Annotated in this window: 9 protein-coding genes; 5 read left to right on the forward strand and 4 right to left on the reverse strand. The window is 61.7% G+C overall.

The window, feature by feature from the left end; translation table 11 throughout:
• Positions 1–86 precede the first annotated feature (86 nt).
• The 3 genes from ACM6IP_RS11390 to ACM6IP_RS11400 all read right to left on the reverse strand — a co-directional run bounded on the left by ACM6IP_RS11390 (position 87) and on the right by ACM6IP_RS11400 (position 3,339).
• On the reverse strand, positions 87–1,265 hold the full coding sequence (locus ACM6IP_RS11390) for a vWA domain-containing protein (RefSeq protein WP_095171681.1): 1,179 nt from the start codon (positions 1,263–1,265) through the stop codon (positions 87–89).
• Between the two features lie 12 nt (positions 1,266–1,277).
• Positions 1,278–2,123, reverse strand: coding sequence for an AAA family ATPase (locus tag ACM6IP_RS11395; RefSeq protein ID WP_078473226.1), 846 nt, complete (start codon positions 2,121–2,123; stop codon positions 1,278–1,280).
• Between the two features lie 142 nt (positions 2,124–2,265).
• Positions 2,266–3,339 (reverse strand): DUF748 domain-containing protein, encoded by a 1,074-nt coding sequence (locus ACM6IP_RS11400; RefSeq protein ID WP_095171682.1) that lies wholly within the window; start codon positions 3,337–3,339, stop codon positions 2,266–2,268.
• Between the two features lie 126 nt (positions 3,340–3,465).
• Between ACM6IP_RS11400 and cysK the strand changes: the two genes are divergently transcribed.
• The 3 genes from cysK to ACM6IP_RS11415 all read left to right on the forward strand — a co-directional run bounded on the left by cysK (position 3,466) and on the right by ACM6IP_RS11415 (position 6,931).
• Positions 3,466–4,440 (forward strand): cysteine synthase A, encoded by a 975-nt coding sequence (gene cysK / locus ACM6IP_RS11405; protein ID WP_095171684.1) that lies wholly within the window; start codon positions 3,466–3,468, stop codon positions 4,438–4,440.
• A gap of 294 nt (positions 4,441–4,734) precedes the next feature.
• On the forward strand, positions 4,735–5,673 hold the full coding sequence (locus ACM6IP_RS11410; protein ID WP_401130394.1) for an aspartyl/asparaginyl beta-hydroxylase domain-containing protein: 939 nt from the start codon (positions 4,735–4,737) through the stop codon (positions 5,671–5,673).
• Between the two features lie 394 nt (positions 5,674–6,067).
• Positions 6,068–6,931 carry a DMT family transporter gene (locus ACM6IP_RS11415; protein ID WP_095171688.1) on the forward strand — a complete coding sequence of 288 codons (864 nt, stop codon included), beginning with the start codon at positions 6,068–6,070 and terminating at the stop codon, positions 6,929–6,931.
• A 31-nt stretch (positions 6,932–6,962) separates the two neighbouring features.
• On the opposite strand, the gene ACM6IP_RS11420 is transcribed toward ACM6IP_RS11415, so the two are convergent.
• Positions 6,963–7,859: a DMT family transporter gene (locus tag ACM6IP_RS11420; protein WP_414861509.1), complete on the reverse strand. Its 897-nt coding sequence runs from the start codon at positions 7,857–7,859 to the stop codon at positions 6,963–6,965.
• A 130-nt stretch (positions 7,860–7,989) separates the two neighbouring features.
• On the opposite strand from ACM6IP_RS11420, the gene aceK reads away from it, so the two are divergent.
• Positions 7,990–9,711 carry a bifunctional isocitrate dehydrogenase kinase/phosphatase gene (gene aceK / locus ACM6IP_RS11425; protein WP_320333873.1) on the forward strand — a complete coding sequence of 574 codons (1,722 nt, stop codon included), beginning with the start codon at positions 7,990–7,992 and terminating at the stop codon, positions 9,709–9,711.
• 143 nt (positions 9,712–9,854) lie between these two features.
• Positions 9,855–13,766, forward strand: coding sequence for an ATP-dependent RNA helicase HrpA (gene hrpA / locus ACM6IP_RS11430; protein WP_414861510.1), 3,912 nt, complete (start codon positions 9,855–9,857; stop codon positions 13,764–13,766).
• Positions 13,767–14,018: the final 252 nt, after the last annotated feature.

Raw genomic sequence — 14,018 nt, forward strand, 5'->3', positions numbered from 1 at the left:
AAGAGGCCGGCACAGCCCTATGGCCATCGCGAGCAGGTTTTGCATACACCCACAGTGCGCCTTGGGTGTGCCCGACCCTCAACCGGTCATTTGGAGAGAAACCGCATCCCTTCTTCCAGCCCACGCAAGGTCAGGGGATACATCTGGTCCTCGATCAAATCGCGCACGATCTTGGTCGAAGAGGTGTAGCCCCACGTATCTTTCGGATAGGGGTTGATCCAGATGAGCTTCTTGTACTTCTCCATGAAGCGCTGCATCCACACGTAACCCGGTTCTTCGTTCCAGTGCTCGACACTGCCGCCAGCCTGGGTGATTTCATAGGGGGCCATTGCGGCGTCACCGATGAAGATCACTTTGTAGTCAGCGCCGTACTTGTGCAGCAGGTCCTGGGTCGAGGTGCGTTCGGAGGTGCGGCGCATGTTGTTCTTCCACACCGACTCATACACGAAGTTGTGGAAGTAGTAGTACTCCAGGTGCTTGAACTCGGTCTTGCAGGCCGAGAACAGCTCCTCGCAAGTCTTCACGTGGGCGTCCATCGAGCCGCCGATGTCGAACAGCAGCAACAGCTTGACCGTGTTGCGTCGCTCTGGCCGCATCTGGATATTCAGCAGCCCGGCATCGCGCGCGGTGTGGTCGATGGTGCCATCGATGTCCAGCTCTTCCGCCGCACCCTGGCGCGCAAACTTGCGCAACCGGCGCAAGGCCACCTTGATGTTGCGTGTGCCCAGTTCCACCGAGTCGTCGAGGTTCTTGTACTCGCGCTGATCCCAGACTTTGACTGCTTTGCCCTGGCGCTTGCCGGCATCGCCGACCCGGATCCCTTCCGGGTTGAAGCCGCCGGAGCCGAAAGGGCTGGTGCCGCCGGTGCCGATCCATTTGTTGCCGCCGGCGTGGCGTTCCTTCTGTTCTTCGAGGCGCTTCTTGAACTCCTCAATCAGCTTGTCCAGGCCACCCAGGGACTGGATCTGCGCGCGCTCCTCATCGCTGAGCGAGCGCTCGAACTCCTTGCGCAACCAGTCTTCGGGAATCAGCGCCTGAAGGTGGTCGTCGAGTTTTTCCAGGCCATTGAAGTAGGCACCGAACGCCCGGTCGAACTTGTCGAAATGCCGTTCGTCCTTGACCAGGATCGCCCGCGCCAGGTAGTAGAACTCGTCCATGTCGGCGAAGGTCACGCGCTGTTTCAGCGCGTTGATCAGGTCCAGCAGTTCGCGCACCGAGACCGGAACCTTGGCCGCGCGCATTTCATTGAACAGGTTGAGCAGCATGGCAGCAGCCTCTTAGCGGGTGCCGCGACGGCTCATGAACGCCAGGCGCTCGAGCAACTGCACGTCCTGCTCATTCTTCACCAGGGCCCCGGCCAGCGGCGGAATGGCCTTGGTCGGATCGCGTTCGCGCAGCACCGCTTCGCCGATGTTGTCGGCCATCAGCAGCTTGAGCCAGTCCACCAGTTCCGAGGTCGATGGCTTTTTCTTCAGGCCCGGCACCTTGCGCACGTCGAAGAACACGTCCAGCGCTTCGCTGACCAGGTCTTTCTTGATGTCCGGGTAGTGCACGTCGACGATCTTTTGCAGGGTGGTGCGGTCGGGGAAGGCGATGTAGTGGAAGAAGCAGCGGCGCAGGAAAGCGTCCGGCAGCTCTTTCTCGTTGTTGGAGGTAATGATGATGATCGGACGTTGCTTGGCCTTGATGGTCTCGTCGATTTCGTAGACGTAGAATTCCATCTTGTCGAGTTCTTGCAGCAGGTCGTTGGGGAACTCGATGTCGGCCTTGTCGATTTCGTCGATCAGCAGGATCACCCGCTCCTCCGACTCGAAGGCTTCCCACAGCTTGCCCTTCTTCAGGTAGTTGCGGATGTCATGGACCTTGTCCACGCCCAGTTGCGAATCGCGCAGGCGGCTGACCGCGTCGTACTCGTACAGTCCCTGGTGAGCCTTGGTGGTGGACTTGATGTGCCAGGTGATCAGGCGCGCACCGAAGGACTCGGCCAGTTGCTCGGCAAGCATGGTCTTGCCGGTGCCCGGCTCACCCTTGACCAGCAGTGGCCGCTCCAGGGTAATGGCGGCGTTGACCGCCAGCTTCAGGTCATCGGTGGCGACGTATGCGCGGGTGCCTTCGAACTTCATCGGTAATTCCTCGAACAGTAGCGCCGACCTGCGCCGGGCAGGGCGGGGGAAAGAGATCACATGCCCGACTATAACGCGGCGCCCGGTCGACTGTGAACGCAGACGGCTTATTCAGTCTCTGAATGGGGCGTCACATGGTGACTCAGTCAGCTGACGGCTTTGGCTGCTCGTATCGGGCATTAAAAGCCTTGATGAAGCCGTTACGCAGAATCTGCAGGAAGGCCTGGAAGGCGCTGATGTCCTGTTTATGCACGCTGCCACTGAGTTCGACCCGGGTAGCGAACTGGTTTTTCGGTTGATTCTTGAGCACGGTTTCAGTGGTGCCCACCAATGCCTCCCAGACCGAACGGAAGATGCCTTTCTTTTCGTTGGCTACATCCTGCTGCCAGTTGAACACATCGACATCACGCAGCAGGGGCTTGATGTAGCCCTTGAGCTGGCCCTTGTTGGCCTGGGCTTCGATGACCACGTCGCCGTGGCCGGCATTGAAGTCGAACTTGCCGTAGGCCGCGGCGAAGTCGTTCATGCGCTTGAGTTCGATGTCCTTGACCCGCAGGCGGAACTCGAACTCCTCGAAATTGCTCAGGGGGTCGAAGGTGGCGGTAGTTTCCAGCGGGGCGTGCCCCAGCAGCAGGGCCTTGCCCTCGAAACGTGCGTCGCGTCGGCCTTTGACGTCCACCACGTTGGTCAGGTTGAAGACGCTGGCATCGACCTGAGTGGCCTGCATGTCGACCGGCGGCTTGGAAGTGAAGTTGTGAAAGGTAATCCGCCCGTTATCGATGCGTACTTCGTCCAGGGTGATGGGCAGCAGTTTGCCCAGCTGTGCCCGCCAGTCGGTGCCACGACCGGTCTGGGAGGCTTGCTTGTTGCCGCCGTCGACGAAATTCAGTTCGGGTTTGACGAACAGCACCTTGGCCACCACGGCGTGGTCGTACCACAGTGAATGCCAACTGACGGACAGGTCGATCAGCGGCGCCTTGACGAACGGTACCGGAACCTTGCCCTGGACCTTGACGATCTGCAGCCCGTTGATCCGGTAGGCGCCGCGCCACAAGGCCAGGTCGACATCGCTGATCTGTCCGCGGTAGTCGCCCATCTCGGCCAGCTTGTCGTTCAGGTAGTCGCGCACCAGGTAGGGCAGGGCGACGTGCAGGGCCACCAGCAGCAACGTTATGCCGGCCAGCGACCAGAGGGGCCAACGGTATCGACGTTTCATGGCGTCTCGCTCAGGTTGTATAAAACGATGGACTGCGCGGGCGCGCAGACGTTCGTCTCGACTGGACGCCTAAGGGTGCGAGGCATACCCTTGAAGGCTTCTTCAATGCTGTACAAGGACCCAGCCATGAGCCGCATTTTTGCTGACAACGCCCATTCCATCGGCAATACGCCGCTGGTGCAGATCAACCGTATCGCGCCGCGTGGTGTCACCATCCTGGCCAAGATCGAAGGGCGAAACCCGGGTTATTCGGTCAAGTGCCGGATCGGCGCGAACATGATCTGGGACGCTGAAAGCACCGGCAAACTCAAGCCGGGCATGACCATCGTCGAGCCGACCTCGGGCAATACCGGCATCGGCCTGGCTTTCGTCGCGGCCGCGCGTGGCTACAAGCTGATGCTGACCATGCCGGCCTCGATGAGCATCGAGCGACGCAAGGTGCTCAAGGCCCTGGGCGCCGAACTTGTCCTGACCGAGCCGGCGAAGGGCATGAAGGGCGCGATTGAAAAAGCCGCAGAAATCCTCGCCAGCGATCCGACCCAATACTTCATGCCGCAGCAGTTCGATAACCCGGCCAACCCGGCGATCCACGAAAAGACCACCGGTCCGGAAATCTGGAACGACACTGATGGCGCAGTGGATGTGCTGGTCGCCGGCGTTGGCACCGGAGGCACCATTACTGGCATCTCGCGTTACATCAAGCACACCCAGGGCAAGCCGATTCTTTCGGTGGCGGTGGAACCTGTGGTCTCGCCAGTGATCACTCAATTGATGGCCGGTGAAGAAATCAAGCCGAGCCCGCACAAGATCCAGGGGATCGGGGCTGGTTTTGTGCCGAAGAATCTTGATCTGTCGATCGTCGATCGGGTCGAGTTGGTCAGTGACGAGGAGTCCAAGGCCATGGCCCTGCGCTTGATGCAGGAGGAGGGGATCCTGTGCGGTATTTCCTGTGGCGCGGCGATGGCAGTGGCCGTGCGCCTGGCCGAGACCCCGGAAATGCAGGGCAAGACGATTGTGGTGATCCTGCCTGACTCCGGTGAGCGTTATCTGTCGAGCATGCTGTTCAGTGATCTGTTCACCGAGCAGGAGAATCAGCAGTAAGGCATGCGGGTAGGGGCGAGTGCCGCAAGCGGGCGCCGCAAGCAGGTGCCGCAAGCAGGCGCCGCAAGCGGGCACCCGCTCCCACAGTCGAGGAGTGATGGGTGCAGGTGATCGGGTTTGATCCCGGTCAGTCAGGGTTCAGCAAGCTTGTGTTACTTAGGTTTGTTGCGCAAACCTCAATACTGAATGTTAGGAAGTGCGGTTTTTTGCAAGGTCGGCAATGAGTATCATGGCCGCCTGCCACGTCGGGTAAATGGCGCTGCGCAGTGACGTTACTTTTCAAGGAGTTGTTGCATGAGTTTTTCTTTCGCCGCCAAGGCTTCGCTGTTGTTGCTGTTTATCGGCAGCACCCTCTATGTGCACTTGCGCGGCAAGGCGCGATTGCCGGTTTTGCGGCAGTTCGTCAACCATTCGGCCTTGTTCGCCCCCTACAACGCCTTGATGTACCTGTTCTCCGCGGTGCCTTCCAAGCCGTACCTGGACCGCAGCAAGTTTGCCGAACTGGATGTGCTCAGGGACAACTGGCAAGTGATTCGCGACGAGGCCATGCATCTGTTCGACGAGGGCTACATCCGCGCCGCCGAGCACAATAACGATGCCGGGTTCGGTTCGTTCTTCAAGAAAGGCTGGAAGCGTTTTTACCTCAAGTGGTACGACAAGGCGCTGCCTTCGGCCGAGGCCCTGTGCCCCAGGACCGTCGCGCTGGTCAATAGCATTCCCAACGTCAAGGGCGCGATGTTCGCCCTGTTGCCCGGTGGCAGTCACCTCAACCCCCATCGCGATCCGTTTGCCGGCTCCCTGCGATATCACCTGGGCCTGTCCACGCCGAACTCCGATGACTGCCGGATTTTTGTCGATGGCCAGCCCTACGCCTGGCGCGATGGCGAAGACGTGATGTTCGATGAAACCTACGTGCACTGGGTCAAGAACGAAACCGAGCAGACCCGGGTCATTCTGTTCTGTGACATCGAGCGGCCGTTGAGCAACCGCTTGATGACCCGCCTCAACCGCTGGGTCAGTGGCCTGCTCGGCCGCGCCACCGCACCGCAGAACCTGGATGACGAGCGGGTAGGTGGGATCAACCAGGTGTATGCCTGGAGCAAGAACTCCAGCGACCGGTTCAGTGCAGTGTTCAAGCAATGGAAACGTCGCAACCCCAAGCTGTACCGCATCCTGCGCCCGGTGTTGGCGGTGCTGGTGTTGACGCTGCTCGGTTACTGGCTGTTCGGTTGATCAGCAACCTGCAACACCGATATCCGGTCCACCTGCAGCAGGTTGTTGCAATCCATGTCGAGCGCTGGTTATAGTCAGCGCTCGCCGGGTTTGAAGCCCGGCGCTTTCCTCTCCTGAAAAAAGATCCGCCCATGCCTGCATCCCACATCAACGCGGTAGTCGATTCAGCAGTCAACGCTGACGTCGTGCCGTGCGGGAATCTGCAGCCTGCGCAGATCAGTCACTACCCCCCTCCTGTCTGTCGCACGCCAGTGTGCGCGGTGGTCTCGCCGCCAGGTGTCGGTTGCTCGGGCTGATCAGCATTCGCTGCTGCGCCCTGCGTCGTACCTGAACACAAAAAACTGAATTTCAGCCTTGGCTGAATTGGCTTATTGCCTGATGACAGGTGGTCCAGATGTTGCTCATTTCAAAAAATACCGCGCTCGCGGCGGCTTCCACGAGCCTGTTCGTCCTGCTTTGGAGTAGCGGGGCGATTTTCTCCAAGTGGGGGCTGGCCCATGCCTCGCCCTTTGCCTTTCTCCTGATCCGCTTTGCCATTGCCTTGTGCGGGCTGGTGCTGTTGGTGCCGCTGCTCAAGCTCAAGTTGCCCCGGCGGGGCAAAGCCACCTGGTATGCCGCGGCCACTGGGCTGGTGCTGTTGGGGGCCTATCAGATCTTTTATCTGCTGGCCCTGGACTTGAAGGTCACCCCGGGGGTGATGGCGACAATCATGGGAGTGCAGCCGATCCTTACCGTGGTCCTGATGGAGCGCCAGCGTAGTGGGCGCCGGATGTTTGGGCTGGCGCTGGGCCTGGCGGGGCTGATCATGGTGGTCTACCAGGGGATTGGCCTGGCCGGGATGTCACTGGCCGGGATGTTTTTTGGCCTGCTGGCGCTGGTGAGCATGACGCTCGGCTCCATCATGCAAAAGCACATCACCCAGGACCCGCTCGGCACGCTGCCGGTGCAATACCTGGCGGGGCTGTTGTTGTGCGCGGTGTTTGTGCCGTTCCAGCCGTTCCACTTCGAACACAGCAGCGGGTTCATCGTGCCGGTGCTGTGGATGGGGCTGGTGGTGTCGCTGCTGGCGACCCTGTTGCTGTACCGCCTGATTGCCCGGGGCAACCTGGTCAATGTCACCAGCCTGTTTTACCTGGTGCCGGCGGTGACGGCGGTGATGGATTACCTGATTTTTGGTAATCGACTGGCGATGCTCAGCCTGCTGGGCATGGCGTTGATCATCGTGGGCCTGGTGTTTGTGTTCCGCCAGTCGAGGTGATGCTTCAGTAGTCAGTGGCTGGTGCGGCGATTCAAGGACGAATCCCCCGCCTGGCCGGGCGCAGCACCATCCACAACGCCGCCGTGATCAGCAGGCCGCCATACACGTGCGCCATCGACAGCGGCTCGTCGAGAAACAGCGCGCCCCAGAGCACGCCGAACGGCGGGATCATGAAGGTCACGGTCATCGACTTGACGGGGCCGATGGACGTCAGCAGGCGGAAGTACAGGATGTAGGCGAAGGCGGTGCAACCCAGGCCCAGGCCCAGCAACGACAACCACACGCTCCAGCCACCCCAGCTCTCGGGCGGCTGGCTGATCACGCTGTAGCCGAACAACGGCAGCAGGAACAGGCTGGCCCCGAGCATGCTGCCCAAGGCCGAGAGGCGGCTGTCGAGGCCGCCTTGCTGGTCGAGCCAGCGCCGTGCGAGAAAACCGGCAAAGCCATAACAGGTGGTCGCCACCAGGCAGGCGAGCGCGCCCATCAGCAGTTCCAGGTCAAAGGCCACGGGGCCGGCGCGGGTCAGGATGGCCACGCCAAACAAGCCCAGGGCCACCCCGGCCATCTTCGACAGGCTCAGGCGTTCGCTGAAAAACAGGCCGCCGATCAGCACCCCCATCAACGGCGTGGTGGCGTTGAAAATCGCCGAGTAGCCGGCGGGCAACACCTGTGCGGCCACCGAATACATGGTCGCCGGGATGCCGGAGTTGATCACCCCCAACAGTAATACGGTCTTGAACTTACCGCGAAAATCCCAGTGGGTGCGCATCAGCGCCAGGATCAGCAACAATCCGGTGGCGGCAATCGACACTCGGAAAAAGGCCGTGGGGACAGTGCCGATCACCGGGGCGATGATGCGCATGAACAGAAAGCTCGCACCCCAAATGGCAGCCAGGGCCAACAAACGCAGAATATCGACGGGGTTCACAGCTCGTTCCTTGATTAATCAGCGCGCCAGTGTCGCTGCCCGCCGGGGGCAAGGCAATGGTTGCGTTGCCTGACAATTGGCCTCTAAGCTCAGGCTCCAACGATAAGCACCATCTCGCAGAGGTCTTCACATGCCGCAGCCATGGCCCGCCGCCGATATTGCCCAGATGATCCTCGACGGCTTTGACGATTACCGCGAGCATTTTCGCCAGATCACCGATGGCGCCCGTACACGTTTCGAGCAGGCGGCATGGCAGGAGGCGCAGGTCGCCTCGGCGGCGCGGATCAACCTCTATGAAGAAAAGGTCAACGAAGTGGTGGGGCGCCTGCACGCAGCCTTTGCCGCCGAGACCTTGCTGGAGGTCAGTTGCTGGCCACTGGTCAAGAGCGCCTACATCAGCCTGATCGATCTGCGATTCGACGATGAACTGTCGGAGACCTGGTACAACTCGACCTTCTGCGGGCTGTTCAGCCACGACCTGATCAGCGACGGCAGCATGTTTATCCACACCACCCGCCCGAGCCTGCGCCGCGCCCGGGCGGCGCAAACCCGCACCTACAAGCCCCAGGGGCAATTGTCGGGCATGCTGGCGAGCATCTTCAGCGACTACCGCTTCAGCGAAGACTACGCCGACCTCGCCGGTGACCTGCGCCGGCTCGAAGCACAACTGCGCGATAACCTGCCCGACTGGGTGTGCAAGGACCCCAACCTTGCGGTCGAGCTGTTTTCCTCGGTGCTGTACCGCAACAAGGGTGCCTACCTGGTGGGGCGCATCTACACCGCCGATGAGCAATGGCCGCTGGTGATCCCGTTGCTGCACCGCGAGGGCCGGGGGATCCAGATCGATGCCTTGATCACCGACGAAGCCGACGTGTCGATCATCTTCTCCTTCACCCGCTCCTACTTCATGGTCGACGTGCCGGTGCCGGCGGAGTTCATCGGCTTTCTCAAGCGCATCCTGCCGGGCAAGCACATCGCCGAGCTGTACACCTCGATCGGCTTCTACAAACACGGCAAGTCGGAGTTCTACCGGGCGCTGATCAACCACCTGGCCAACACCGATGACCAGTTCATCATGGCGCCAGGGGTGCGCGGGATGGTGATGAGCGTGTTCACCCTGCCGGGCTTCAACACGGTGTTCAAGATCATCAAGGACCGTTTCTCACCGTCGAAAAACGTCGACCGGGCCACGGTGATCGAGAAGTACCGGCTGGTGAAAAGTGTCGACCGGGTCGGGCGCATGGCCGATACCCAGGAGTTCGCCGACTTCCGTTTTCCGTTGAGCAAGTTTGATCCGGCGTGCCTGGAAGAGTTGCTCGAGGTCGCGGCCTCGACCGTGGCCGTGGAAGGCGACACGGTGCTGATCCGCCACTGCTGGACCGAGCGGCGCATGACGCCACTGAACCTGTACCTGGAAAACGCCAATCCCGCCCAGGTGCGCGAAGCTCTGGAAGACTACGGGCTGGCGATCAAGCAACTGGCGGCTGCGAATATCTTCCCCGGGGACATGCTGCTGAAGAACTTCGGCGTCACCCGCCACGGCCGTGTGGTGTTCTATGACTACGACGAAATCTGCTACCTGACCGAAGCCAACTTCCGCCATATCCCGCAACCGCGTACCCCGGAAGACGAAATGGCCTCCGAGCCCTGGTACTCCATCGGCCCGCTGGACGTGTTCCCCGAAGAGTTCCCGCCGTTCCTGTTCGCCGATGGGGGGCAGCGCAAGCTGTTCGACCAATTGCACGGCGAACTGTACAACGCCGACTATTGGAAAAGCCTGCAAGAGGCGATTCGCGCGGGCAAGGTGATCGACGTATTCCCGTATCGGCGCAAGGGCCTGGATAACGAGTAGCGCCTACTGGCGCCTTCGCGGGCGGCGCTCCGCTTGCCCGCGAAAAGGCCACACACGGTGGGGTCATGCACCGCACCATTATTTATCCCGCCAAATCTGCGACAATCGCCCCCCTGCGCCACTAGACGACCTTTGCGTACCTGATGACTGACGAATCGCCTTCCATCGACAAACTGCTGAACAACCTCGATCACGCCATGCTCGCCGACCGCCACCGGCTGCGGCGCCAGTTGCTCGAGCTGCGCAAGAAGCCCGACGAGGCCAAGCTGGCCCAGTGGGTGATGCGTTTGCAAGCGTCCTGCGACCAGGTGCTGGCGCGGCGTGCCAGCCTGCCGGTGATTCGTTACGACGACAGTTTGCCGATTGCCGCCAAGCGCGACGAAATCAAGGCTGCCCTGCAAAAGCACCAGGTGCTGATCATTGCCGGGGAAACCGGTTCGGGTAAAACCACCCAGTTGCCGAAGATCTGCCTGGAAATCGGCCGCGGCCAGCATGGCCTGATCGGGCACACCCAGCCACGGCGGATTGCCGCGCGCAGCGTCGCCAGCCGGGTCGCCGAGGAGCTGGCCACGCCGCTGGGTGCACTGGTCGGCTATCAGGTGCGGTTCGAGGATCAGAGCGATTCCAACACCCTGATCAAGCTGATGACCGACGGCATCCTGCTGGCGGAAACCCAGAACGACCGCTACCTCGAGCGCTACGACACGATCATCGTCGACGAAGCCCACGAACGCAGCCTCAACATCGACTTCCTGCTCGGTTACCTGAAAACCCTGCTGCCGCGCCGTCCCGACCTGAAAGTCATCATCACTTCGGCGACCATCGACCTGGAGCGCTTCTCCAAGCACTTCGACGACGCGCCGATCGTCGAAGTCTCGGGGCGTACCTTCCCGGTGGACACCTGGTACCGGCCGCTGACGCTTGAGCAGGACGAGGAGGGCAACCGGGTCGAAGACGACCTGACGGTGGACCAGGCGATCCTCGCCACCCTCGATGAAATCGCCGCCCATGAACGCAGCGAGCGCCGCAGTCCGGGTGACGTGTTGGTGTTCCTGCCGGGTGAGCGGGAAATTCGCGACGCCGCCGACATGCTGCGCAAGGCCCAGCTCAAACACACCGAAATCCTGCCGCTGTATGCCCGTCTGTCACCGGCCGAGCAGCAGCGGATCTTCCAGTCGCACCCGGGGCGGCGTGTGGTCCTGGCGACCAACGTCGCGGAAACCTCGCTGACGGTGCCGGGCATTCGCTACGTGATCGACAGCGGCACCGCGCGTATCAGCCGCTACAGCTATCGAGCCAAGGTCCAGCGCCTGCCGATCGAGGCCATCTCCCAGGCCAGCGCCAACCAGCGTAAAGGTCGCTGCGGACGGGTCGAGCCGGGCATCTGTATTCGCCTGTACAGTGAAGAAGACTTTATCGGTCGGCCGGAATTTACCGACCCGGAAATCCTGCGTACCAACCTGGCGGCGGTGATCCTGCAGATGCTCCATCTGCGCCTGGGTGAGATCACCGATTTCCCGTTCATCGAACCGCCCGATGGCAAGGCCATCAGCGACGGCTTCAACCTGCTGCAGGAACTCTCGGCGGTGGACCGCAACAGTCAGCTGACGCCTCTGGGCCGGCAACTGGCGCGCCTGCCGGTCGACCCGCGCATGGGGCGCATGCTGCTGGAAGCGGCGAGGTTGGGCAGCCTCCAGGAAGTGTTGATCGTCGCCAGTGCCATGTCGATCCAGGACCCGCGCGAGCGGCCGCCGGAGCGTCAGCAGGCCGCCGACCAGGCCCACGCGCAATGGAAAGACGTCGACTCGGACTTCGCCGGGCTGGTCAATCTGTGGCGCGGCTTTGAAGAGCAGCGCCAGGCGCTGACCGCTAGCCCGTTGCGCAACTGGTGCCGCAAGAATTTCCTCAACTACCTGCGTCTGCGCGAGTGGCGTGACTCGCATCGCCAGTTGAGCCTGATCTGCCGCGACATGCAGCTGTCGCTGAACAAGGAACCGGCGGATTACCCCAAGCTGCACAAGGCGGTGCTGTCCGGCCTGCTCAGCCAGATTGGCCAGAAAACCGAGGAGGGCGACTACCTCGGTGCCCGTCAGCGGCGGTTCTGGATTCACCCCTCATCGGGCCTGGGCAAGAAGCGCCCGCAATGGCTGATGGCCGCCGAACTGGTGGAGACCACCAAGCTCTACGCGCGCATGGTGGCCAAGATCGATGCCGACTGGATCGAACCGCTGGCCGGGCACCTGATCAAGAAAAACCACTTCGAACCCCATTGGGAGAAGAAGCGTGGGCAGGTGGTCGCGTACGAGCAGATCACCTTGTTCGGGCTGATTATCGTCGGTCGCCGTCCGGTGCATTACGGGCCGATCGATCCGCTGGTGTCGCGTGAACTATTCATCCGCGAAGCCCTGGTGCGTGGCGAGATCCAGTCCAAGGCCAAGTGCCTGACGGCTAACGCGCAGTTGCTCGAACAGCTCGATGAGCTGGAAGCCAAGGCGCGCCGGCGCGACATCCTGGCGGACGAAGAAACCCTGTTCGCCTTCTACGACGCGCGCTTGCCGGCAGAGATTCACCAGACCGCGACCTTCGACAGCTGGTACAAGGTCAACAGCCAGAAAGACCCGCAGTTGCTGATCATGCGCGAGGAAGACGTGCTGGCGCGCGAGGCCAACGAAATCACTGCGGCGCATTACCCGGACACCCTGCGTGTGGGCGACCTGACCCTGCCGTTGAGTTATCACTTCGAACCCAACCATCCGCGTGATGGCGTGACCCTGCGCGTACCGGCCCCGCTGTTGCCGATGCTGCCACCGGAGCGCCTGGAGTGGCTGGTGCCAGGGGTGATCGAGGCCAAGTGCATCGCCCTGGTGCGCAACTTGCCGAAAGCCTTGCGCAAGAACTTCGTGCCGGTGCCGGATTTCGTCAAGGCGGCCCTGCAACGGATCACCTTCGGCGACGGCTCGCTGCCCCTGGCCCTGGGTCGGGAGTTGTTGCGCATGACCGGCGCGCGGGTCAGCGACGAGGCCTGGGCCGAAGCCGCGCAGCAGGTGGAAAGCCACTTGCGGATGAACCTGGAGATTGTCGACGGCCAAGGCAAGTTCCTCGGCGAAGGCCGTGACCTGGCCGAGCTGACGGCGCGGTTTGCCGAAGCCAGCCAGGCAGCATTGGCGGTGCCACAGACTGCGAAAAGCCAGCAGCCGGTGGAGGCCAAGGTTTTCGCCGCCGTGGCGCAGCAAACCCAACAGAAGATCGCCGGGCTGTCGATGACGGTCTATCCGGCGTTGGTGGAGGAGGCGGGCACGGTCAAGGAGGGGCGTTTCTCGACCCCGGCCGAGGCCGAGTTCCAGCACCGCCGCGCCTTGCAGCGCCTGCTGATGCAGCAACTGGCGGAGCCGGCGAAGTTCCTGCGGGGCAAATTGCCGGGGCTCACCGAACTGGGCTTGATGTATCGCGAGTTGGGGCGGATCGACGCGCTGGTGGAAGACATCCTGCTGGCGAGCCTGGACAGCTGCATTCTCGACGGTGAGCCGAACCTGCCCCGCGATGGCGCCGGGCTGGCAGCGCTGGCCGAACGCAAGCGCGGCGGCTGGACCGAGCATGCCGAGCGCCTGGCGAAGCTGACGCTGGAGATTCTCAAGCTCTGGCACGGCCTGCAAAAACGCTTCAAGGGCAAGATCGACCTGGCGCAAGCGGTGGCCTTGAATGACATCAAGCAACAGTTGAGTCACCTGGTGTACCCAGGGTTTGTCCGCGAAACCCCGATGGTGTGGCTCAAGGAGCTGCCGCGCTACCTCAAGGCCGTCGAGCAGCGCTTCGAGAAACTCGGCGCCCAGGTGCAGAAGGATCGGGTCTGGAGCGGCGAATTGTCGGCGCTCTGGGCGCAATACCAGGCCCGCGCCAACAAACATGCCCAGGAAGGCAAGCGCGATCCGCAGTTGGAGTTGTATCGCTGGTGGCTGGAAGAATACCGGGTGTCGTTGTTTGCCCAGCAACTGGGGACCAAGGTACCGATTTCCGACAAGCGCCTGAACAAACAGTGGACCCAGGTCGAACCCTGAGATATCCCTGTGGGAGTGGGCCGGGCGGCATTTGACATGGTTGTTGAAGGTGTTGGCCTCATCGCGGCATAGGTATCTACACAACTTTGTAGCGGCCTGTGGCGAGGGAGCTTGCTCGTGTGGCGGCCTCTGGGCCTCTGGGGTGTTGGATTAGGCGGAGTACATATCCATTCTTGCGGTAACGGCCTCCTATGGTTCCGCCTGACGGCGGCTCACTTTTGAACAGCGCAAAAGTAAGCAAAACGCTTTTGC

This window comes from Pseudomonas sp. IT-P176 (assembly GCF_949767245.1).
GTDB lineage: Bacteria > Pseudomonadota > Gammaproteobacteria > Pseudomonadales > Pseudomonadaceae > Aquipseudomonas.